Source organism: Buttiauxella noackiae (assembly GCF_000737905.1).
GTDB lineage: Bacteria > Pseudomonadota > Gammaproteobacteria > Enterobacterales > Enterobacteriaceae > Buttiauxella > Buttiauxella noackiae.
The window spans coordinates 717,281-740,198 of the sequence record NZ_JPRU01000001.1; the positions used below are offsets into that span (position 1 = coordinate 717,281).

Here is a 22,918-nt window from a genome sequence, read left to right on the forward strand (position 1 = left end):
GTTTTCCTTACCTGAGTTTAGCCACTACGTTACAGTAATTAATCAGATTCTAAACCATGCACAATTTCTTAATTCATCACTACGCTTAATGCAATTAAGCCACAGGAGAAAACTATGCAGGACTGGAACCCCGCGCTTTACTTGCAGTTTGCAGCAGAACGTACGCGCCCGGCAGCAGAACTCGCCGCACGTATTCAACACCCCGGTGCAAAACATATTGCAGATTTAGGATGCGGCCCGGGAAACAGTACTGCTTTACTGCACCAGGCCTTCCCGAATGCCGCAGTGACCGGTATTGATAGCTCTCCGGCGATGCTGGAAAAAGCGCGCGCTGCCCTGCCGAATTGCCAGTTTGAACAGGCTGATGTGACATCCTGGACGCCTGCGGTAAAACAAGATGTTATCTATGCAAATGCGTCATTGCAGTGGGTAAGTAACCACCCGGAGCTGTTTCCCCACCTGGCTGCGCAACTTGCCGAAAATGGAGTGTTAGCGGTGCAAATGCCGGATAACTGGCAAGAGCCCACGCATACATTAATGCGCCAGGTCGCCGCCCAATTGGGGAGCCCTGACTCCGGGCGCGAAGCGTTGCTCCCAGCACAAGAGTATTACGATTTGCTGGCGCAATCGGGTTGCACGGTGGATATCTGGCGTACCACCTATTTCCACGTGATGCCGTCAGCACAGGCGATTATTGAATGGCTAAGTTCTACCGGTTTAAGGCCTTATCTCGCAAACCTGGATAACATTCAACAACAGGCGTTTCTGGAGCGTTACCACACGCTTTTGCAGCAGGCGTACCCGCCGCGACACGATGGTAATGTGTTAATGCTGTTCCCACGCCTGTTTATTGTGGCAAGAAAAACTAAAGCGTAACGCCCATCTGACGTAGCGTTTCGACATCCTGCAACGGCGCTGCGCCAAACGAACGACGGTACTCACGGTTAAACTGCGATGGGGATTCATAGCCTACTTGCCAGGCGATGTTCGCTACATCCTGGCCTCCACTGAGTAATAACCGCCGTGCTTCGAGCAGACGGATCTGCTTTTGATATTGCAACGGGCTCATCACAGTCAGGGCTTTAAAGCGATGATGCAGGCTTGAAGTGCTCATACCGACACGTTTTGCCAGCTCATCAATTTTTAGCGGCTCGGCGAAATGGCGCTTAATCCACGCCAGAGCCTCACCCACACCTTTCCCCTGATTCCAGGAGAGCGTCTGTTTCCAGAACGTCGCACCTGATGGCGACGTCACCAGACGATAAAGAATTTCCTGTTTAATAAGTTTGGACATCACCGGTAAATCATCGGGGGTATCCAGCACTTTCACCAGCCGTAAAAAAGCATCCTGCAACGCGTCATCAGCACTGGAGATCCAGGCGCCCGGCTTGACACTTTCACCTTGTTTTTCGGGCAGTGTAATTTGCAATGAGACAATTAAATCGGCAATTTCCCGGCTATTGAGGTCAATGCGCACGCCATAATAAGGCTCAGACACAGTGGCCTGGGTCACCTGGCCGGAAACGGGCATGTCTACCGCCGCCATTGAGTAATTCCCGGGGCCATATTCCGTGACGTTGTCACCAATAAGCATTTTTTTACGCCCCTGAAGAAGCATACACATCGACGGTTCCAGCATGCCTCGATTAAACAGCGTCGGTTCAGATACGCGGATAAATCGAAGCCAGGGCACTGCGGTTTGCAGCTCCATCTCAGACGTTTCCGCACATTGGTAATGCCGATCCACGCTTTGACAAAGCTCAGCTAAAATGCGGCCATCAGACCGCAAAATGTTTTCTCTTTCCGGCATTTCACTGCCCCATTATGGCTTTTGGTTCAAGATACCCTTCCAACCCGAAAGAACCAAATTCACGTCCAATCCCCGACTGTTTAAAACCACCAAATGGTACTTGTGGTTCATTATAAACTCCGTTGACGAACACTCGTCCGGCGATAAGTTGGCTTGCGATCGCCTGTGTACGTTGCACATCTTTACCACTCACATATGCCTGTAATCCGTACACAGTATCGTTGGCGATCGCGATAGCTTCTGCGTCATCTTTATAGGTAATCACCGACAGCACCGGGCCAAAAATTTCTTGTTGGGCAATAGTCATATCGTTACGAACATTCACAAAAACAGTCGGCTTCACATAGTAACCACGCTCAAAACCTTCCGGGCGGCCTTCACCCCCACAGAGTAATTCAGCACCCTCTTCAATTCCTTTACGGATGTATGCTTGCACACGCTCATATTGCTGTGCCGTCACCGCTGTTCCAACATTCTTACCAGGTTCCAGTAAAGAAATGTCCTGGCGTAACTGTGCTTTCACTTCCTCGAGGCGGTTTTCATGGACTAACAAACGTGTACCGGCAATACACGCCTGGCCGCTGTTCCAGGACATCACCTGCAACGCCAGTGGAATGGCTTCTTCAAGAGAGACATCATCAAGCAGCACGTTGGCAGACTTCCCGCCCAGTTCGAGCGTCACGCGCTTGAGCGTATCCACCGCACCACGGGCAATGGTTTTTCCCACGGCGGTAGAACCCGTAAACGAGATTTTTGCGATATCAGGATGGCGTGTAATTTCTGCCCCAACAACATCCCCACGCCCGGTAACAATATTAATCACCCCATTCGGCAGACCTGCAGCATGCAGACACTCAGTAATTAATGCCGTCTGGCGGGCACTTAGCTCACTGGGTTTAATCACCGCCGTTGAGCCAGAAGCAACTACCGTCGCAAGCTTAGAGGCAATAAAACCATAATTACCATTCCACGGTGTAATCAGCCCCACCACACCCAAAGGCTCCATGATCACACGAGCATTACCAACGCGGGTTTCAAAGGGGAATCTAGCCAGCACATCGCGCATTTGCATAAAGCTATCGATGGCATGATTCACGGTACCCTGAGCAAATGCAGGCATACAGCCGTACTCTTCCACCATGGTATCAATCAGCTCAACTTCGCGGGATTTTACGGCGTCATGCAGTTGTTGCAGCCAGTTCATACGCTGTTCGCGGGAAGAGCTGCGCATCATTGGGAATGCCGCTTTTGCAGCAGCAATCGCCAGGCGAGTATCTTCAACATCTGCCAGTTGCACTTGCGCGACGGTTTCTTCGGTAGTTGGGTTGATAAGATCGAACAGCTCATTGCCATGAGGGATAACAAACTGGCCATTGATATAGATGTGATTGATAGTTTTCATGATGCGCTCCAGGTATGTTTGACCGGTTCAGTGTCATCTGAGACGGTGTATTTCCTGTAGCGCAATGCTGTTAGATGATTGCACAATCCTGCAAAAATCCCCTGAACCATTTAAGCCGCCGGGAGGCAACTCAAATGACTCAGGGGATGTGTTCTAAATGTAAGCGGAAAATATGCAAGGGTGGTTAAGCGCAAACGCCCCCACCATTTGGACTATTTTGTGGAAGAAGCCGGGCACTGAATCCAGCGAGCACGAAGCGTGTCGTACATCCAGTTATAAATCACGGTATACGGCAGGAAGAACAGGAAGAACCCGATCTCGACCATAAACGCCTGCAATAGAGAAATATCCAGCATCCAGGCCGCCAATGGCAAGCCAATCAGGATAAAGCCCCCTTCAAAGCCCAGCGCATGAGCGACGCGTAGTGGCAAGCGGCGTTTTTGCCCCATCGGGAAAATTTTATCGAACCCAGCGTTATAAATAATGTTCCATACCATCGCAACGGTCGACAGCATAATAGCCAGCGCACCCATCTGAAACAGTGGCTTATCCATAATCCACGCGGCTAAAGGCGCACAAATCGCAATCGCGATAACTTCAAAACCCACCGCATGCAGGATGCGTTCGGCAAATGTTCTATTTTGAGACTGCATAACTCACTCCAGACGATATAAAAGCAATATGGCTCTGCGGCGTATTATTATCGCTATTACTGATAGAATTAAGTTAATAGCCATCGATAAAAGCGATAGAAGATGAAGTATTCTCCCGAATCTCTTGAGGCCTTTCTGCAAGCGGTTGAAACCGGCTCGTTTTCTGCGGCTGCGAGGAAACTAAAGAAAAGTCAGTCAACCATAAGCAGCGCGATTGCAAATTTAGAAGCCGACCTGGGCGTGACCTTGTTTGACCGCCAGAGCCGCCAACCCGTATTGACTGACCAGGGCAAACACGTTTTGCCCTATATTCAGTCGATACTTGCGGCAAGCGAAAGGCTGGATGAAGTTTCGGTACGCCTTGCCGGCAACGTTGAGCCACGCCTGAGTTTTGTGCTCTCTGATGTCTGGCAAACTTCACATCACGAATCGATTCTCCAGCGTTTTTCACAACGCTTTCCCGATATCGAATTCGAGTGTCTGATTGCTGAGGATGAAGATGTCATCGACCTGATACAAATTGGCCGTGCGCATGTGGGTGTTTTGCGTGTGCAGCCTCGCTACCCGGTGGATGTTACGGTGGCGCGTTTGCAGGTCGGTGCGGAGATGGCGATTTTTATTCACCGCAAGCATGAGTTGGCTCGTCTGCCTGCGATTGAAATGGATATGCTACAGACTGAACGCCAGCTTTGTTTAAGCACCTTTACCGATCCGACCCGCAATAAAAGCGGTGGCCCGATGTGGTCATCGCCATCGTTATTGATGCTATTGGAAATGGCAGAGCAAGGGTTTGGCTGGGGGATTTTGCCACGCTGGTTGGTGGAGCAATTTGGTCACGGTGTCTTGCAGGAGTTACCCATTGCTGGTTGGCCGCAGCGCATTGACGTGGATGTTCTGTGGTCAAATAAAACGCCGCCAGGTCCTGCGGGAAGATGGATGATTGATCAGTTGCGGGCGCAGAATCCTTAAACACTGGTCTGGCGGCGCTTACCAGACCTACAAAACCATTTTCAAATCAGTCTCGTAGGTCAATAAGCGCAGCGTCATCTAATTACCAAAGATTATTTCCGCTTCGGCATCGTCTTCAACAATTCGTCCGGGCTGATGGACGCCACAACATCGCTACCCGGTAATGGCATCTTGAGGATGTGGTTTTTCATCTTGCCGATAACATGCATTTCGCACGGTTTGCAGTCAAATTTCAGCGTCAGTACTTCATCCTGATGCACCAGCTGCATAGGCGAGGCTTTCCAGCTTTTTACTGAACCCTTCGCCTGTTTCGGGCACAGGTTAAAGGCAAAACGCAGACAGTGTTTGGTGATCATCACCGGAACTTCACCCTTTTCTTCATGGGCTTCATAAGCGGCATCAATCAGTTTCACGCCATAACGCTGATAAAACTCACGCGCTTTATGGTTGTAAACATTGGCGAGAAACGTCAGATGCTCTTCCGGATAAACCGGAGGCGGGACGCTAACAGGTTTGCGGGTGCCACGTTGATATTGCTGTAAACGCGCTTCGGTTAGCTCGTCGATAGCTTCACGGCGCAGTTGATTCAACTGGCTGTTTGGCACGAATAAAGGTGCTGGAAGCTTCAAATCCACTTTTCGCGCCTGATACATGGTTTGACCCAGTTTCGTCAGGCCATCACGCAGGTTTGAGTAAGCTTTTTCCGGGTTGTTCGCCACTTCGAACTGCCCTTCCAGTGTTTTAGTTACACTGACACCCTCTTCGCTGGTGAGGGTCAAAATCAGCTGTTCTTCCCAACCACCCAGTTCCAAATCCACTGCTATACGGCGTTCGCTGGAGGTTTTCGTTAAAGCCTGCTGCCAGTTATGATCAAGATTACGGTTTAGTGGGTGGTTCGGGCGCACATTTTTCAGTGTTTCCGGCATCTCATTTGGCCAGACGCGATACTGATTTTTACCCGTTTTTTCCACCGTATTAGCACGGAAACCAACGATATCACGCTTGATCAACACATTCAGACCGTCACCATTGGTCAGCGTATCGGTAACACTGACATCCAGGAAGTCTTTGCCCACCTTCAGGACTTCACCTACCGGTAAGCCGATGTATTTTGGTGAATCAAACGCGCCGATATCGATTTTGCGCTCATTAACGAAGTAGTCAGTGTTACCACGGTGGAAGGTTTTATCCGGTGAAGGGATAAAGAAATGCGAAGTCTTGCCAGAGGAAGCACGAACCAAATCAGTGCGCTGCTCCATTAATTCATCCAGCAACTGGCGATAATAAGCGGTGATATTTTTCACATAGCTCATATCTTTGTAGCGCCCTTCAATTTTGAAGGAACGCACACCCGCATCTACCAGTGCTGCAAGGTTGGCGCTTTGATCGTTATCTTTCATCGATAACAGATGTTTTTCATAAGCCACTACACGGCCCTGATCATCTTTCAGGGTGTACGGCAAACGGCAAGCCTGGGAGCAATCACCGCGGTTTGCACTACGCCCGGTCTGGGCGTGGGAAATATTACATTGCCCCGAATAGGCCACGCATAACGCACCGTGAATAAAGAACTCAATTGTGGCATCAACATTTTCATGAATTGCACGAATTTGATTGAGGTTCAGTTCACGAGCCAGAACAATTTGCGAGAAGCCTGCATCGGAGAGGAATTTCGCTTTTTCTACGCTGCGAATATCACACTGAGTACTGGCATGAATCTCAATCGGCGGCAGATCCATTTCCAGCACGCCCATATCCTGCACAATCAGCGCATCCACACCCACCTGATACAGGTCGTGGATCATACGACGTGCAGGTTCCAGTTCATTGTCATGCAAAATGGTGTTCAGCGTAACAAAAATCTTCGCCCCATAACGGTGAGCAAACGGCACCAGTTCAGCAAGGTCTTGCAGGCTGTTGCCGGCATTATGGCGAGCGCCAAAGCCAGGCCCACCAATGTAGACCGCATCCGCGCCATGCAGAATGGCTTCGCGGGCGATGGAGGTGTCACGAGCTGGGCTGAGTAATTCAAGATGATTGGCGTGCAGGCGCATAGTGGGTCTGTTTCTATGTTATGGGCGAAAGGCGGGTATTGTAGTCAGATTGGTCGCGTAAGCATAGATCTGCAAAGGTAAGAGCAAATTAAACCTCCAGCAACCTTCAATTTATTAATTTCCAACACATATGAAACGGCGTAACAACATAGGCCGATAGTAATGCTGGCGGTAGCTAAAGACGGTGTATTACGAAATGTTTTAATTTATACTTCCACCGGGAATAATTACAAAGAGTGATCATATTAGACCTATTAAAGTGGGAGCTAGTTAAATGACTCAGTTAAGATGATGGGAAATGACCATAAACATAGAACATTCAAGACTTTATAAGTCAGAAGGCGTTAAGCTGTTATACAACAACTCATTACCTGGCATTCTGATTACTTTTATTGCGTCTACCACTCTTGCCTTCACTTTTATCGACAATAATAATTTCTACGCCAAAATGACCTGGTGGCTGTTCATGACTCTGGTTCTGGCCATTCGACTCATTGATACCCATATGTGGATAAAAAGTGACGCCAAATCTAAAGACCGAAAGGACTGGGTGGTGCGCTTTTCAATCGGCTGTTTAATAACTGCCATGTTGTGGAGCGTCTATGCAGTCACTTTCTACCCGCAATTTACCGTTGAAGAACTTAGCTCTACAAATGTGATACTTGCCGCCATGGCGGGGGGAGCGACAAGTATTCTCTCTGCAAGTTTTCTGCTATCCGCGCTCTATAACATTATTATTTTAATGCCGATGTCTGTATTGCTAATGCTGCAGCCAGAACAATATAAAAATAATCTCGGCGGGCTGGGCATCTGTTTTACTTTAATCATGATTATCTCTTCTGCACGCTCAGCCAATTATATTAAAGAAGCAATCTTGTTACGTTACCGAAACAAAAAACTTGTTTCCAGCATGGAAGAGACGATCCGAGAAAGAACACAGGAAGTTTATGTTATATCAAATATAGACTCCCTCACGGGTCTCTATAACCGCACTGCTTTTTTATCGGCAGTAGAAGGGATTGAGCGCGAATTTGAGCAAAACCATATAACAGGTTTCTCCATCTTCTTTATCGACCTCGATGGTTTTAAAAATATTAATGATACGCTCGGTCACAATGTCGGCGACAAAGTACTGATTGCATTAAGTACCAGACTTAAGAGCTTTATCGGTGACGTTAACTTTATGTGCCGTTGGGGTGGTGATGAATTTATTCTGTTGGTTAAGGAAAGTTCGCATGCTATTACCAGTGAACTTGCTGAAAATATCATCGCCAGCCTCTCCCTACCGATCCGTCTTGATGACCAAACCATTGCCCTGAATGCAACCATCGGTATTTCAGTTTGTCCTGAGCATGACTTCTCAATTACGCGACTGATTCAGCTTGCAGATATCGCCATGTATTCGCAAAAAGGCAAATATCCTGAACGTTATGCTTTCTATAACCTCGAACTCGAACACAATCTGCGCCGCAAGATGACGCTCAATGAAGCACTAAAAGGTGCTCTGGAGCGCGATGAGTTCCGTCTTGTATATCAACCAATTGTCGACGCCACCGGCCAGATAGTTAGTTTTGAAGCCTTGATGCGCTGGCGTTATCAGGAGCAGGAGATCTCGCCAGTTGAATTTATCCCATTAATGGAACAAAGCGGCCGTATTGTTCAAGTGGGAAGTTGGGTACTGGAAGAGGCCTGTAAAACACTGGCGAAAATGCATAAAACAAATGCGGAAATCTGCATGTGCGTGAATATCTCGTTGATTCAGTTTTACGACAAAGGGTTCGTCAATAACGTCAATCGGGTTATTGAGCGCTATGCAATACCGGGGCATTTACTGCATCTGGAAGTCACTGAATCACTCTTCCAGTCTGAACAAATGATGATTAATGAGAAGGTGAGTCAGCTACAACAATGTGGCGTGAAATTCTCAGTAGATGATTTTGGGACGGGCTACTCTAGTTTGTCAGTTATCCAGAATATGAATATTGACTACATCAAAATTGACCGTTCGTTTATTCAGCATATCGAACAAAAAGGCCTGTCTATTGTTCAGGCGATGATGAATATGTCTAACAGCCTCAACTTCAGTGTGATCGCGGAAGGCGTGGAAACGGAAAAACAACGTCAGTTACTTGAGAAATGTGGCATCCCTTATATGCAGGGTTACTACTTCTCGCGCCCTCTGGAGCGCGCAAACGCGTTTGCTTATCTCAGCACCGCCGTTGAAGAAGAATCCAGTAGCGAATTCGCATAAGGTTTTTATTGCTCTTCGCACGGAGAGCAATCCCCTGTTCTGGCCCTCACCTAACATTTCATGAAAGTGAACTTGCAGAGTTTTCAACATCATCACGCCTGTTGTTAATGATTTGTGATGTTATAGTTCGACGACGCTATAACCATGAAGGGAAAAAATGCGCACAATATCCATTCCATTGCCCACGATTCTGGCCGGGTTCGTTGCTGTTTTAGTTGGTTATGCCAGTTCGGCGGCTATTATCTGGCAAGCTGCGGAATCAGCCGGTGCTAACACGCTGCAAATCGCGGGTTGGCTGACAATGCTTGGGATAGGCATGGGGATTAGTACTCTCGTGCTAACCATTTGGTATCGCACACCGATTCTCACCGCCTGGTCTACTCCCGGTGCGGCGCTGCTTGCGACCAGTTTGCCAGGCCATTCGCTCAATGAAGCTATCGGCGTGTTTATTTTCGCCTCATTTTTAATTCTGCTGTGCGGTGTGACCGGCCTCTTCGCCCGTTTGATGCGTCTTATCCCCCCAACACTTTCCGCTGCAATGCTGGCAGGTATTCTGCTGCGCTTTGGCCTGGATGCATTTACTTCTTTGCAGGAGAATTTCTTACTCTGTGCCAGTATGTTGCTCGGCTGGTTACTGGCAAAAACCTGGGCTCCACGTTATGCCGTTGTGGTAGCAATGATTGTCGGCCTGTTGGTTTGCGTCATGAGTGGAAACCTGCAAAACGGCAGCGTACCGGTCGCAATGGTTATGCCAGAATTTACCACGCCACACTTTTCACTATCGAGCCTGTTAGGGATCGGTATCCCTTTCTTCCTGGTGACCATGGCGTCACAAAACGCACCTGGCGTTGCCACACTCAAAGCCTCGGGCTATGAGATTCCGGTATCGCCATTGATTGTCGTCACCGCTGCGATTGCTCTGCTATTGGCACCTTTTGGTGTGTTTTCTATTTGTATTGCGGCGATCACTGCCGCTATTTGCCAGAGTTCTGAAGCGCATCCGGATCCGTCGAAGCGCTGGCTTGCTGCCGCTGCGGCTGGCGTGTTTTATTTGCTTGCCGGTATTTTTGGCGGCTCAATTACCACGTTACTCACCGCTCTGCCTGTCGCCTATATCCATACGCTGGCAGGTCTGGCGTTGCTGAGTACCATTGCAGGAAGTTTGTATCAGGCATTAAACCACGAGCGTGAGCGTGATGCGGCTATCGTCACGTTTCTGGTCACCGCATCTGGCGTCAGTTTGCTGGGGATTGGTTCTGCTTTTTGGGGGCTGGTGGCTGGCGGGATATGTTACGCGTTGTTCTCATTTACCCGCCGCGCGAAGCTGTGACGGTGTCACGCCTGTTGTCGCTTTAAAACGGTTACTGAAATGGCTTGCGGAGCTAAACCCGCAGGCCATCGCAATATCCGTCAGCGATAGCGCGCTGTTTTTTACTAATACTTCGGCGCGTAACATGCGCCTTTGCATCACAAATTGATGAGGTGCGAGCTGAGTTGATTGCTTAAACATCCGCGCAAAATGAAACTCGCTGAGCCCTGCTTCCTGTGCCAGTTCAGTCAGTGTTAGTGGCTCACTAAGGTGCTGTTCAATATATGCCTGAATATTTCGCAACACCGCGGGTGCAAGGCCTCCACGCACATTGGGTAAACGCCACTGTACGTTGCTGTAGGTCTGCACCAGGTGGGTCAACAGCAATGTAGATGCTGTGCTCAACATCAAATGGTTCGCCTGCTGTTGCCAGTCACTGCTGAGTAGAAAGTGGCGATACAACTGAGTAATACGCGGATCCTCGCTGAAGATTTTCTCATCAAGCTGAAGTGCTGCCGGGCTGCGATCCCAGATCTGCTCCGCAATATGACGCAAATGTTCATCTGTGCAATACAGATGCACAAATGAAAAATGGTTGCGAATATCCCAGGTGGTTTCTCCATCTTTCGGCATCAGACAGAATCGGTCTGGTCCACCGCCATTTTTCCAACCTGAATGGGTTTTTTGGTAGGTTTCATAACCTTCATTCACATACATGCTTAACGTATGGTGATCGCTACATTGCGTCACACGGTCGAGACTATTTGACCAGGCCGACAATTGAATCCCGGAACCCAGCTGCACGTTATCTTCCAGCACGGCATTATGCTGGCGAAGATTTTCGAATGCGTGATACGGCAGGGTCATAACTTATTACCATCAAAGTTCGGGACTGACAGTGTATGTAGTGCCAGCACTCGTTACCAGCCATTAACAATCTACTCTGCAAATAAAACCGCAAGAATATGCAAGCCACGCAAGCTGGTGAAAGCAACGAGCGGTAAATTTCCGGATACTCCCGTTAACCAGTTGGGGAGATAACAAAATGAATGCATTGCTTTATATTTCGGTGGTAGTGATTTGGGGGACAACCTGGCTTGCAATTTACATGCAGCAAGGTGTGGTGTCGGTGCCAGTATCTATTTTCTGGCGTTTTGCCGTAGCAGCTATCGTGATGTTGGTGGTGCTGTTGGCGTTGGGACGTTTACGCCGTATCAGCTTACGTGACCATCTGTTCTGCATGCTACAAGGCGGATGTGTTTTTGGTTTTAACTTCTTCTGTTTTTATCATGCCGCGGCATATATCAGCTCGGGGTTGGAGTCGGTGATATTCTCTATGGCCGTGTTGTTTAATGCGGTTAACAGCATGGTTTTCTTCCGTCAGCGCCCACACAAAAATTTGCTACCGGCCGCAGTACTTGGCATTGCCGGGGTTGTTGCGCTGTTCTGGCATGATTTGGTCGCGACACAACTTGCCCCTTCTCTACTGTTGGGAATCGGCTTGAGCGCACTGGGCACTTACGGGTTCTCACTCGGCAATATGATCAGTACCCGCCACCAGCGTCGTGGACTAGAGACGCTTTCCACCAACACTTATGCCATGTTTTACGGCACCATCATTATGGGTGTACTGGCATTGGTGCGCGGCGATTCGTTTATGCCAGAATTTACACTGCGCTATCTCGGATCGCTGTTCTATCTGGCAATCTTCGGTTCGGTTATCGCCTTTGGTGCATATTTCACCCTGGTTGGGCGTATCGGTGCAAGCCAGGCAGCTTATAGCACGTTGCTTTTCCCTCTGGTGGCGCTCAGTCTCTCAACGATTTATGAAGGGTATGTCTGGCATAGCAATGCCATTATCGGGCTTATCATGATCTTGCTGGGCAATCTGGTGATGTTTTCAAAACCGGGGATGTTTACTGCACTACCCTGGCGCAAGCGGGCAGCATAAGAGGTAAAAAAGGGAGCATAGCTCCCTTTTTCTGTGTAATAGCGTGTTATTTGACTTCAAACATGGATGCGTCTGTCGCCATGTCATCAATCACTGATTTCAACGAATCTACGGTAATCGGTGTATTTTCATTACTTACCGTTTTACCTTCACCTTTACGAACGACTTTCATCACGACTTTATTAGTTGAGGAGTCAACAAGCTCCCCTTCAAAATAAAGATTTGTTTCCATTGTACGGTGGCCTGTTGCGGCTTCAGTACCCGCAACAATCATTGCCACTGGAATCACTTCATAGAACTGCAAACCTTGTTTGCTGCTGTCTACGCCCGTAATTGCACCATGGAAAATCAAAGTACGCGGACCAGGCTTGCTGACCAGTTGGATGCGCTTCTCGGCACTCGCTTTCAACTGTTGATTAGCGTACACAAGAATTTTATCCAGTGTCTGAGCACCCAGTTGGGTAGTCGGTTTCGGCACCGGATAGTACGTCAACGGATTGTATATAAGCTTGTCGTAGTTGCTGCTTTTAAAGCCTGGATCAACCCAACGTAAAATGGTTTTTCCAGATGGGGATTTTGTTTCCTGAAGACCGGAATAATCTTTTAAAAAACCGGAATATTTCTCTGGAGCGGTTACAGACGAGGAACAGCCGGCCAAGGCTAATAAGCCTGTTAGGCAGGCGGCTTTAACACATAAAGAAGTGCGCATATTTTATCCCTGTAAATTGCATGTAAGCCTTTCAGTTATAGCAAAAAAATTGGAATGCGCATGAAGTTATAAATGCTATTTTTCAAAACTCAGATAACATGCGCGAAATTTCTTCTTAACATGCTTATTATTTCGCTCAAATCATATGGTTTTTCGTATATAAGATAACCTTGCATACATAAAAAATATGGAGTGATTATGATTCCGCATCTGCGTATTGCTCGTCCGGTGACCGATCTTGTTCAAAGCAAAGAGATGTATTGCCAGGGATTAGATTTGCAGGAACTCGGTAATTTTAGCGAACACGACGGTTTTAGCGGAGTGATGCTGGGGCGTGATGATTTAAGCTGGCATCTGGAGTTTACTATTTGCCACCGCCACCCGGTAGAACCTGCCGCAACGGTTGATGACCTGTTAGTATTGTACTATCCAGATAACATTCAATGGCAAAAAACCTGCCAGCAAATGCTGAATGCAGGCTTTTTAACCATTAACAGTTTTAATCCGTACTGGGATATCGCCGGGCGCACGTTTGTCGATAACGATGGTTACCGCGTGGTGTTGCAAAACCGCGCCTGGCCTGCTGCTTAAATTTTACGTGCCAGTATAGTCGCGAAGCGCAATTTAATACGGTTACCTTCAGCGTCGGTTTTATGTAACTGGCCGATGTCTTCATTGTATTTAATCAATTCCCAACCGGCGTAATAATTACGCAACTCACCTTCTGTAAAGGCAAATGGGAAACCGACGGTGCAAGGGAAATCTTCGGTATCCATCGCTGCAACAATCAGGTTATAGCCGCCCACATTGGTGCAGCGCTGCATGTTAGCGATAAGACCGGGGATCATGTTGCGTTCTAAAAACATCATCACCACTGTCGAAAGAATAAAATCGTATTCGCCATCAAAGGTTAATGTGTTGAGGTCAACAACATCGGTGGTGATATTTTTTAGCCCTTCCGCCTCAATAATTCTGTTCACATTACTGATGCTCATCTGGTTTTTATCCCAGGCGGTAACATCAAAACCTTTTTGATTCAGATACAGGCTGTTGCGCCCACTACCGCAGCCAAGATCCAACGTTTTACCCGGCGGTACTATCGTCGCCGCATTCACCACATCAGAATGGGTTGCCGTTAAGCCATATTTCTCGGTGTAATGATTTTCAGAAAGCATTTAGTTTTTCCTTGTTGCAGGCCGTTCGGCACGCAGCAGTAATTTACCCTGATAAAGCAGGATTACTGTGCGCACCAGCAGCAGGCCAATAATGAAATTAGTGAAGATAAAAAGCGGTACCGCGAGCGCAGTAAACAGCCCGTCGTTACTCCCCATGCCCAGATGAAGTGCCGTGGCAGCAAGTGCTGAAATACCGAACGAGAAGCTCCAGAACGAGGCATTGAAGGGCTGCATCAAATACCAGGGCATCAGGCGCAACATAAACAGTAATTGCAGCAGCCCGTAGCCAAACAGCATTTTGGCAAAGAAATCAGGTTGCCCACCGTTAACACTTAAATAAGCATTACAAGCAACCAGCGCAGGTGCGAGTTGGATACCAAGTGAAGTTCTTGTGGATTCCGGGAGCTCACCAGCGCTGCGTAACCGATACAAAATCGCCGGTTCCAGGCTTAACCAGGAAAATACGCCCGCACCGAAAAACAAAATACCGAGGTCGTGGAAGCCAAGTGCGCCGCAGGCCATCGCGCTAATAAAATTATTGGCAACAGTCGGCAAATATAGCCCTGGTGTGGTATCGGTATGCGGGTGGCTGCCACGCCACAACCCGGCACTCTGCCAGGCGGCATACGCTAACTGCACTGTCGCACCAAAAACAAACATACCCACGGCAAGCGGTCGAATAAACGGGACTATGGCGATGGAAACTAACATCGTTGTCGCAGGGAAAAGGCTCACAAAACTGCCCTTTAACGGATGTCGAACCTCGTCGATAACCGTTTGCGGGAATTTCACCAGGCGCACGATAAAAGCCAGCGCCAGAGTGAGCCAGATAACAATCGCCAGGCTCTCAAACGCTTCACCAATCACCGGTGATACTGGCCAAATCGTGGCAGCATAGCGCCAGGCAAAACCCATTCCGATGGTCCCGAGTACCATACCGAAGTACCCAGCTGGCAGATTAAGCATGGTTCGCGTTACTGATTTATTCATTTCGTTTAAAACTTAAAATGTATTTGAGATGCATTTTATGTGATTGCACCGAAGAACGCCATCTGAGGATTTACCTGCTAAGTTTTAAACAGAAAGAACACTAAGGCGAAAATGATGAACAAGTATCAGTTAACGGGCGATTGGCAGCTTCATGATTATCTGGTCGATGGAAAAAAACAGCAGGTAAAACTCTGGCAAGTCATAGCCCTATGCGATTTCAGTAACATCAAAACCGGGCAACTGGGCGGCTGGATTGAAAACGAAGATAACCTTAGCCAACATGGGAACTGCTGGATTTATGGCAGCGAGTGCAAGGTATACGGTGGTTCAAGTGTTAATGATGATGCACAAATTCATGGTAATTCTACCCTCTGCCACATGGCACATATCAGCGGAAGAAGCATCGTTAAAGAATCACTGGTTAGCGGTGAATGCCGTATTTACGATGCCGCGCGCATTGTTAACGGCAGCCAGGTGATTGCGGTTCGTGGACTGACCGCCGACAACGATAAAGTGCTGCAAATTTATGGCAACGCTACGGTAAACGCATCCCGCGTGGTTCATCAGGCACAGATCTTTGGGAACGCGGTGGTGAATAATGCCTTTATTGAACACCGCGCTGAAGTATTCGGGCAGGCAATTCTTGAAGGCAATGACGAGAACAATATCTGGGTCTGCGACTGCGCTCGAGTTTTTGATAATGCGCGGATTATAGCAGGGCGCGGTGAGGACCAAATCCCAACCATCCGCTACTCCTCGCAGGTCTATGGCAATGCGCTTATTGAGGGCGATTGTTTGCTAAAACACAATGTGCATATCTTCGATGATGCAACACTCATTGGCGGCCCTATCCAATTAGATAACCAGGTGCAGATTTACGGCCAGGCGCGCGTCACCGGCAATGTTCTGATAGAGAATAATGTGCAGATCTACGATAAAGCGGCGGTTGATGGCCTGGACGGAGAGCTCATTCATATTCGTGGCATTAAGGATATTAACGGCGAGCAGCGTGTGACTCGCTCACCGTTTTATGGCGTGTTTTAAGAAGTGTTGGGTTAACCAATAATCCGCGCATAAATGTTCTGATCGTGAAACTCGCCATTTAAAAACTCAGCTTGTTTCAGGCGCCCTTCAAGCATGAAACCATTACGCAAGGCCACCTGATTACTGGCGACATTACTGACAATACACTTGATCACAAAGCGGCGGGCCAACCCTTCACGAGCGTACTTATGAATGACCGCGTCTAACGCTCGCGAAATAATCCCCGCCCCGAGAGCATCCTTATCCAGCCAGTAACCGATATAGGCAGTTTTATTGGTCGGCTCTATCTGGTTAAACGAGAATACCCCCACCATTTTTTTATCCCGGAAAATCAGGAACATTTTCGCGTAACCACGATGATGGAGGATATAGTTGCCCTGCGCCATTTTGCGCGAGTCCTCAACTGACAACACGAACCGCGGCCAGTCCATCGCTGTTTGTAACCAGGCTTTGTTCTTTTGCACCAAAGCAAAAATCTCATCCACATAACGTTCATTGATTGAATGAAGCGTTATGTGGTCATCAATATTAATCACGTCGTCTTGCCAGTTATCAGAATCGCGCACGCACCCTCTCCTTCTTTTTATCTGTGGAAAATAATGGTGCAGAAAAATAGATTGCACCACAGACGATCCCCACCAATGCACAAATCAGTTTCACGCTCGCCTCGAACCGCTGCCGGGCTGCTTCACATGCTGGTATAGATATTGCTTAACATCTTTGTAACCCAAAGGAGACTCAGATGAAAGCGATCATAATTGGCGGCGGCATTGGTGGACTCTCGGCGGCAATTGCCCTGAAAAGATGTGGCATTACAACGGAAGTCTATGAAGCGGTCAAAGAAATCAAACCGGTTGGTGCGGCGATTTCGATTTGGCCAAATGGCGTGAAGTGCCTAAACTGGCTCGGCATGAAAGAACAGCTCCAGCAATTGGGTGGGCCGATGGAATTTATGGCCTACAAAGAATTTGTCCACGGCCAAACCATGACGCGCTTTAGTCTCGATCCTTTAATTCAAAGTGTTGGCGAGCGCCCCTATCCGGTCGCGCGCGCTGAACTGCAAGAGATGCTGATTGATAATTATGGGCGCGCCGATATTCAGTTTGGTAAGCGCGTGGCGCGTATCGAAGAGTTTGACGGTGGCGTGCGGGCATATTTTGACGATGGCCACGTCGCCGTTGGTGATGTGTTAATCGCCGCTGATGGCACCCATTCAGTGATTCGCCCCTATGTGCTCGGCCACCAGACAGAGCGCCGTTATGCCGGTTACGTTAACTGGAATGGTCTGGTCGAAATTGATGAAACTATTGCACCAGCCAACCAGTGGACGACTTTCGTCGGAGAAGGCAAACGCGTGTCGCTGATGCCTGTTGCGGGAAATCGTTTTTACTTCTTCTTTGATGTGCCATTAGAAAAAGGACTGCCGGAGGATCGCAGCACAGTAAAAGCCGATTTAACCCGTTACTTTGCTGGCTGGGCAGAACCGGTGCAAAAACTGATTTCCACCATTAATCCTGACACTACAAATCGCATAGAAATTCATGATATAGAGCCATTTATGCAACTAGTTCGTGGTCGTGTTGCACTGCTTGGTGACGCCGGCCACAGCACAACGCCGGACATCGGCCAGGGTGGGTGCGCTGCCATGGAAGACGCCGTTGTATTGGCTGTTGCACTGCAAACTAACTCTCTTGGCGTGGAGGATGCATTGCTGCGCTATCAGGGGAAACGCGCGTACCGCGTAAAAGATCTGGTGCTCAAGGCGCGCAAACGCTGCGATGTGACCCATGGCAAAGATATGACCATCACGCATAGCTGGTATGAAGAACTGAAAGTTGAAACTGGCGAACGGGTACTTTCCGGAATGCGCGAAACCATTCTCGGTGGGCCGCTCGAGTAACGTTGCACAATCTTTCATTCAAATCCTGAAGGATGTTCCAGAAATGACGTCAGAAATTGACGTCATTTTTTTATATGCTAGCATGACTTCATAATTTGATATCACGGAAGGATTCATGGGATATGGCAAGGACACTCTGCGAAATAAACACCAGGGCACGTTAAAGCAAGTTTTTAGTAAACCCACGGCGAGCAATATCAAATGGCAGGATGTGGAAATGCTGATAGTAGCGTTAGGTGGCGAGGTCAGTAGTGGCAACGGATCGCGAGTACGCTTTTTATTGAACGGTAGTATTGCGCGCTTTCACCGTCCCCACCCGTCCCCTGATACAGACAAAGGTGCCATCGTCAATTTACGAGAATGGTTTGAAAGTATTGGAGTAACACCATGACGGATTCACACTCAATTCCAAACACTATGGTAATTTGCGGCCAACCAGCGCTGATCACCTGGATTCCTGAAATTAACCTGTTTCGCGGTAAATTTTTAGGCCTTTCAGGTTACTGTGATTTTGTTGCAGACAGTGCCAAAGGGCTAATGCAGGAAGGTGAGATTTCGCTAAATGAGTATCTTGCTGATTGCAGATCACGAGGGATTGAACCCTATGAGCGCGAAGAGAAGATAAAAACTTTTACTCTGCGCTACCCGGAGTCTTTCGGTGAGCGTTTAGCGATTGCCGCCGCCGAAAAACGCATGTCGGTAAATAGCTATATTGTTGAAATGCTCAGCAAGCAGATGAAGTTGAAGTAGCCGACAGAACGGCTTTTGTCGGATGGGGTAGAACTAACCCACCGTTTATAGCGCAAAAAAACCCCGCATTTGCGGGGCCTTCAGGTCTATTTCATTACGCGGTCATCAACGTATTTGCGTTTATCCGGTGCTGGCGGGAAGTAATGATACAGCCAGGTTTCACTGATGGCATCGCCCTGGCAGCGCAGGAACATTCGCATATCTACCGGATCGGTAGAGTCGTCTGTTGGATACCAGTCAAACAGGATACGGTAGCCATCGAATGGCTCGACATACAAAATCTCAATCTGTCTGGCTTCACCGTTAGAAAGCGTGATAACCGGTTCGATACCTTTCGGTGCCGCAGCCTTCAAATCTCCACCGATAAAATCAATGGCGAAACGGCGTGACCATTTTTCAGGGAAATGCTCGCCAGGAGCCCAACCTTCCGGGAAGCTGCCCATACCGGTACGGGTTGCGTAAACACGCGCCAGTGGCGACTGAATCGGCGGCAATCCACTCCAGTACAAACGGTATTTAAACTCCAGCTCATCACCAGCTTTCACCGGTTTTTCCGGCTGCCAGAAGCAGACGATGTTATCGAGCGTTTCACCCGTAGTCGGGATCTCCATCAGCCCAATAGTGCCTTTGCCCCATTTGTTCAGTGGCTCAACCCACAGGCTTGGGCGCTTGTTATACCAACCCATGATGTCCTGATAGTTAGCAAACTCGTGGTCGAGTTGCAGCAGACCAAAGCCTTTTGGGTTGTTATCGGTATAGGCGTTGAACTGTAATTTCTGTGGGTTATTAAGCGGACGCGTAACCCACTCACCGTTTCCACGCCACATCGCCAGGCGGTCGGAGTCATGAATTTGTGGGTGAATGGTGTCGCACATACGGCGTTCGTTAGTGCCGCAGGCAAACATACTGGTCATCGGTGCGATGCCCAATTGCTTAATATCTTCACGAGCATACAGGTGGTTATCGACATCCATCACCACACGCTCAGCTTCACAACTGATTGTAAATTTGTATGCCCCGGTGACGCTTGCGCTATCTAACAATGCGTAGACCACAAACTTCGTGTCACCCGCTTTCGCGGTTTCAAACCAGAAAGAGGTAAAGTCCGGGAACTCTTCCAACTGATCGGTATAGGTGTTAACCGCCAGACCACGGGCAGAAAGCCCGTATTGGTAGGTGTTATCTACTGCACGGAAATAGCTGGCGCCCAGGAACGAAACCACGTCGCGGCGTGCCAGTTCGGGGGCTTTAAAGGCTTTAAACCCGGCAAAGCCAAGATCAATCTGACCTTCGAGTTGTTTGGTATCAACACCGGCATCGTTGTAGTTAAACAGCTCAGGGCGGAAGTGGATTTCACGTGCCTGATGGCTGGCTGAATCAACGGAGAACATGCGTACACGACGGCGGAAACCCATACCAACGTGGAAGAACTGCACGTCAAGTTGGCGGTTTTCAATGTTATTCCACAGCGAGTGTTCAGCATCATACTGAATCGCGTTGTAAGCCTGTGGAGTTAAGTTTGCCAGTGTGTCCGGCAACGGACGCGGTTTGCCAACCCATGGTTTCTTCGACAAATCATGGGCCATTGACTGGAGCACAGAAAAATCGAATGCGGTGGTGCGACCATCGGCAATTTCAGACTCTGCTGCGTAAGCCGCACGTGAGAAGAGCGTGGCAATTGAAGTTGTGCCGCTGACTGCGGCGAGAGCCATTGAGGCTTTGATAAAACGTCTGCGGTTCATGCCTGAAAAATTGTCCTTCATTGTCGATGTGTTTCGTCCCACGAGAGGCAGAACAACGGCAAAATCTAGACCGCACACTCTAGACAAAAATCACTGAAAAACCAATCAGAGACACAGACCTTTACGCAAAATTTGTAGGATGGAGTTTGTAGGGTGGATAAGCGAATGCGCCATCCACCATTTACACAGGCAGGGTCGGATGTCGCTACGCTAATCCGACCTGGAGAACAGTTATTTGACGGCTACATCGATACCAGGGAAATACTTTCTGGCAAGTGCAGTAATCGTGCCATCAGCACGCACTTTATCAATAGCGGCATCAAGCTGTTTTTTGGTTGCTTCATCGCCTTTACGCAACCCATAGCCAATCCCACTACCCAGAATTGTATCGTCGCTCACCGGCTTGCCGATAAAGCCAAAACCTTTACCCTGCGGCTTGCTCAGGAAGCCTGCCTGGCCTGCTGCTGACATCACCAAAGACGCATCGATACGGCCATTGAGCAAATCGCCCCACGCCATATTTTGGTCTTTATAAGAAACCACTGTTACGCCTTCTTTTTCCCAGTGCTCTTTCGCATAAGTTTCCTGAATGGAACCTTGCAACACGCCGATAGTTTTGCCTTTCAACCCGGCAGGCGTTGCTTCCATTCCGCTGTCGGCTTTGCCGACCAGTTGTGATGGAATACGGTAAATTGGCTGGGTAAAGTCGATGCTTTTGCGGCGCTGCTCGGTGATATTCATTGCGGAGTTAATCGCATCGAATTTCTTCGCCATCAGCCCTGGAATCAGCGCATCAAATGACGTTTCTACCCATGAACATTTCAGGCTTGCCGCTTTACAAATCGCGTTGCCTAAATCGATATCAAACCCTTCCAGTTCGCCCGCTGAGTTACGGCTTTCAAACGGCGGATACTCAGCTTCCACGCCGTAGCGCAGTTCGGTTGCTGCGAATGCCGAGAATGACGCACACATCCCAACCAACAAACTTAACGCATAAACTTTTTTCATTATGACCTCGTATCAGCGTGGCTTAACCTGGCAAAGTGCCTGAGCACCCGCACGTAACGTAGCTTCATCTTTAGCAAATGACAAACGAATCAATTTGTTGTCTGTCCCGTCGGTATAAAACGCGGAGAGCGGAATGGTCGCCACACCGTATTGCGTAATTAAACGTTTTACTAATTCGCTGTCTGATTCATCGGTGAAATGATCGAACTTCGCCAGCAGGAAGAAAGACCCTGCACTTGGCAGCAATTTAAACGGAGACTCAGCCAACAAGGTCTGCATTAAATCGCGTTTGCGTTGGTAAAACGCCGCCAGTGAAAGATAAGTATCTGGGTTCGCCATATATTCAGCAAAGGCATATTGCATAGGGGTATCGGCTGAGAACATTAAAAACTGATGCACTTTGCAGATTTCAGTCATCAATTCTGCCGGAGCCAGGCAGTAGCCTACCCGCCAACCGGTAACGTGGAAGGTTTTACCGAATGACGAAACGATAACGCTGCGTTCAGCCAGCGCCGGATGTGTTGCCATACCGTGATGACGCTCGCCATCAAACACGATGTGTTCGTAGACTTCATCGGACAAAATAATGATGTCGGTATTACGCGTCAGCTCGGCCAGCAGTTCCAGATCATGCGCGCTAAACACTTGCCCACTTGGGTTGTGAGGTGTGTTAACGATGATCATACGGGTACGAGGGGTAATTGCCGCGCGCACTTCATCCCAATTGACGGTGAAATCTGGCAACGCCAGTTTCAACGCTACTGGTGTTGCACCTTGCAGGCGAACAATAGGCGCGTAGCTATCAAAAGAAGGTTCGAAGTAAATCACTTCATCGCCAGGATGCACTAACCCACTGATGGCAGAGTAAAGCCCTTCGCTGGCACTGGCAGTTATTAAAATTTCGTCATCAACGTCATACGTTGAGCCGTACAGCGTGGCAACTTTTTCTGCAATCAGGGTTTTTAACGGCCTGAAACCCGTCATCGATGCGTATTGGTTATGGTTATCCTGCATCGCTTTGGTGACACCGGCAATCAGCTTGGGGTCAGGTGAAAAGTTTGGTGCGCCCTGAGAAAGGTTAATGGCGTTATGTTGCGCCGAGAGTTGACCAATAACGGTAAAAATAGTGGTTCCAACATCCGGTAATTTTGAACGAAATTGCACCGGGGTTCGCATAGTCATGGCCTCTCCTGTTAAAACG

At 48.6% G+C, this 22,918-nt stretch carries 22 protein-coding genes; 10 read left to right on the forward strand and 12 right to left on the reverse strand.

The genetic code is table 11. The features are described from left to right. Nucleotides 1-114 precede the first annotated feature (114 nt). Entirely contained in the window at nucleotides 115-876 is a 762-nt protein-coding gene (gene tam / locus IX31_RS03170) for a trans-aconitate 2-methyltransferase (protein ID WP_034455709.1), read from the forward strand. On the opposite strand, the gene IX31_RS03175 is transcribed toward tam, so the two are convergent. The 3 genes from IX31_RS03175 to IX31_RS03185 form a co-directional block, all read right to left on the reverse strand. After that, complete coding sequence (locus IX31_RS03175) at nucleotides 866-1,711, reverse strand: AraC family transcriptional regulator (protein WP_241767160.1); 846 nt, start codon at nucleotides 1,709-1,711, stop codon at nucleotides 866-868. The genes tam and IX31_RS03175 overlap by 11 nt on opposite strands. Nucleotides 1,712-1,811: 100 nt before the next feature. Next, entirely contained in the window at nucleotides 1,812-3,212 is a 1,401-nt protein-coding gene (locus tag IX31_RS03180) for an aldehyde dehydrogenase family protein (protein WP_034455711.1), read from the reverse strand. 212 nt (nucleotides 3,213-3,424) lie between these two features. After that, nucleotides 3,425-3,865 (reverse strand): multidrug/biocide efflux PACE transporter, encoded by a 441-nt coding sequence (locus IX31_RS03185; protein ID WP_034455712.1) that lies wholly within the window; start codon nucleotides 3,863-3,865, stop codon nucleotides 3,425-3,427. Nucleotides 3,866-3,967: 102 nt separating this feature from the next. On the opposite strand from IX31_RS03185, the gene IX31_RS03190 reads away from it, so the two are divergent. After that, nucleotides 3,968-4,834 (forward strand): LysR family transcriptional regulator, encoded by an 867-nt coding sequence (locus tag IX31_RS03190; RefSeq protein ID WP_034455713.1) that lies wholly within the window; start codon nucleotides 3,968-3,970, stop codon nucleotides 4,832-4,834. Nucleotides 4,835-4,926: 92 nt separating this feature from the next. On the opposite strand, the gene IX31_RS03195 is transcribed toward IX31_RS03190, so the two are convergent. Continuing rightward, on the reverse strand, nucleotides 4,927-6,888 hold the full coding sequence (locus IX31_RS03195) for a peptidase U32 family protein (protein WP_034455714.1): 1,962 nt from the start codon (nucleotides 6,886-6,888) through the stop codon (nucleotides 4,927-4,929). A gap of 298 nt (nucleotides 6,889-7,186) precedes the next feature. Between IX31_RS03195 and IX31_RS03200 the strand changes: the two genes are divergently transcribed. Both IX31_RS03200 and IX31_RS03205 read left to right on the forward strand, forming a co-directional pair. Then, the gene (locus IX31_RS03200) at nucleotides 7,187-9,139 is read left to right on the forward strand and encodes a putative bifunctional diguanylate cyclase/phosphodiesterase (protein ID WP_034455715.1); all 1,953 of its coding nucleotides are present in this window, start codon (nucleotides 7,187-7,189) and stop codon (nucleotides 9,137-9,139) included. 157 nt (nucleotides 9,140-9,296) lie between these two features. Further along, nucleotides 9,297-10,469, forward strand: coding sequence for a benzoate/H(+) symporter BenE family transporter (locus tag IX31_RS03205; RefSeq protein ID WP_034455716.1), 1,173 nt, complete (start codon nucleotides 9,297-9,299; stop codon nucleotides 10,467-10,469). Here the strand turns inward: IX31_RS03205 and IX31_RS03210 are convergent. Further along, a complete protein-coding gene (locus IX31_RS03210; RefSeq protein ID WP_198528553.1) occupies nucleotides 10,443-11,315 on the reverse strand; it encodes an AraC family transcriptional regulator in 873 nt (290 codons plus the stop codon). The genes IX31_RS03205 and IX31_RS03210 overlap by 27 nt on opposite strands. Nucleotides 11,316-11,493: 178 nt before the next feature. On the opposite strand from IX31_RS03210, the gene IX31_RS03215 reads away from it, so the two are divergent. Beyond that, a complete protein-coding gene (locus IX31_RS03215; RefSeq protein ID WP_034455718.1) occupies nucleotides 11,494-12,399 on the forward strand; it encodes a DMT family transporter in 906 nt (301 codons plus the stop codon). Between the two features lie 46 nt (nucleotides 12,400-12,445). Here the strand turns inward: IX31_RS03215 and IX31_RS03220 are convergent, their stop codons facing one another. After that, complete coding sequence (locus IX31_RS03220; RefSeq protein ID WP_034455719.1) at nucleotides 12,446-13,108, reverse strand: DUF3313 domain-containing protein; 663 nt, start codon at nucleotides 13,106-13,108, stop codon at nucleotides 12,446-12,448. A gap of 198 nt (nucleotides 13,109-13,306) precedes the next feature. Here IX31_RS03220 and IX31_RS03225 point away from each other — a divergent pair, with 198 nt between their 5' ends. Continuing rightward, nucleotides 13,307-13,699: a hypothetical protein gene (locus tag IX31_RS03225; RefSeq protein ID WP_034455720.1), complete on the forward strand. Its 393-nt coding sequence runs from the start codon at nucleotides 13,307-13,309 to the stop codon at nucleotides 13,697-13,699. Here IX31_RS03225 and tehB read toward each other — a convergent pair. Next, entirely contained in the window at nucleotides 13,696-14,283 is a 588-nt protein-coding gene (tehB, locus tag IX31_RS03230) for a tellurite resistance methyltransferase TehB (RefSeq protein ID WP_034455721.1), read from the reverse strand. The genes IX31_RS03225 and tehB overlap by 4 nt on opposite strands. Next, on the reverse strand, nucleotides 14,284-15,273 hold the full coding sequence (tehA, locus tag IX31_RS03235) for a dicarboxylate transporter/tellurite-resistance protein TehA (RefSeq protein WP_034455722.1): 990 nt from the start codon (nucleotides 15,271-15,273) through the stop codon (nucleotides 14,284-14,286). 111 nt (nucleotides 15,274-15,384) lie between these two features. On the opposite strand from tehA, the gene ydcK reads away from it, so the two are divergent. Then, nucleotides 15,385-16,317, forward strand: coding sequence for a YdcK family protein (gene ydcK, locus IX31_RS03240; protein WP_338390761.1), 933 nt, complete (start codon nucleotides 15,385-15,387; stop codon nucleotides 16,315-16,317). Between the two features lie 11 nt (nucleotides 16,318-16,328). Here the strand turns inward: ydcK and rimL are convergent, their stop codons facing one another. Continuing rightward, a complete protein-coding gene (gene rimL, locus IX31_RS03245; protein ID WP_034455724.1) occupies nucleotides 16,329-16,883 on the reverse strand; it encodes a 50S ribosomal protein L7/L12-serine acetyltransferase in 555 nt (184 codons plus the stop codon). A gap of 176 nt (nucleotides 16,884-17,059) precedes the next feature. Here rimL and hpxO point away from each other — a divergent pair, with 176 nt between their 5' ends. The 3 genes from hpxO to IX31_RS03260 all read left to right on the forward strand — a co-directional run bounded on the left by hpxO (nucleotide 17,060) and on the right by IX31_RS03260 (nucleotide 18,967). Further along, a complete protein-coding gene (gene hpxO, locus IX31_RS03250; RefSeq protein WP_034455725.1) occupies nucleotides 17,060-18,217 on the forward strand; it encodes an FAD-dependent urate hydroxylase HpxO in 1,158 nt (385 codons plus the stop codon). 115 nt (nucleotides 18,218-18,332) lie between these two features. Continuing rightward, nucleotides 18,333-18,608 (forward strand): type II toxin-antitoxin system HicA family toxin, encoded by a 276-nt coding sequence (locus tag IX31_RS03255; RefSeq protein WP_034455726.1) that lies wholly within the window; start codon nucleotides 18,333-18,335, stop codon nucleotides 18,606-18,608. Further along, a complete protein-coding gene (locus IX31_RS03260; RefSeq protein ID WP_034455727.1) occupies nucleotides 18,605-18,967 on the forward strand; it encodes a type II toxin-antitoxin system HicB family antitoxin in 363 nt (120 codons plus the stop codon). Before IX31_RS03255 ends, IX31_RS03260 begins: the two co-directional genes overlap by 4 nt. Nucleotides 18,968-19,053: 86 nt before the next feature. Here IX31_RS03260 and IX31_RS03265 read toward each other — a convergent pair whose 3' ends face one another. From IX31_RS03265 to IX31_RS03275, 3 genes are all read right to left on the reverse strand, one after another. After that, nucleotides 19,054-20,709, reverse strand: a complete 1,656-nt coding sequence (locus IX31_RS03265) for a glucan biosynthesis protein D (protein WP_034455728.1) — start codon at nucleotides 20,707-20,709, stop codon at nucleotides 19,054-19,056. A gap of 231 nt (nucleotides 20,710-20,940) precedes the next feature. Beyond that, nucleotides 20,941-21,717 carry a transporter substrate-binding domain-containing protein gene (locus IX31_RS03270; protein ID WP_034455729.1) on the reverse strand — a complete coding sequence of 259 codons (777 nt, stop codon included), beginning with the start codon at nucleotides 21,715-21,717 and terminating at the stop codon, nucleotides 20,941-20,943. Nucleotides 21,718-21,729: 12 nt separating this feature from the next. After that, nucleotides 21,730-22,899, reverse strand: coding sequence for a pyridoxal phosphate-dependent aminotransferase (locus tag IX31_RS03275; RefSeq protein WP_034455730.1), 1,170 nt, complete (start codon nucleotides 22,897-22,899; stop codon nucleotides 21,730-21,732). Between the last annotated feature and the right edge of the window lie 19 nt (nucleotides 22,900-22,918).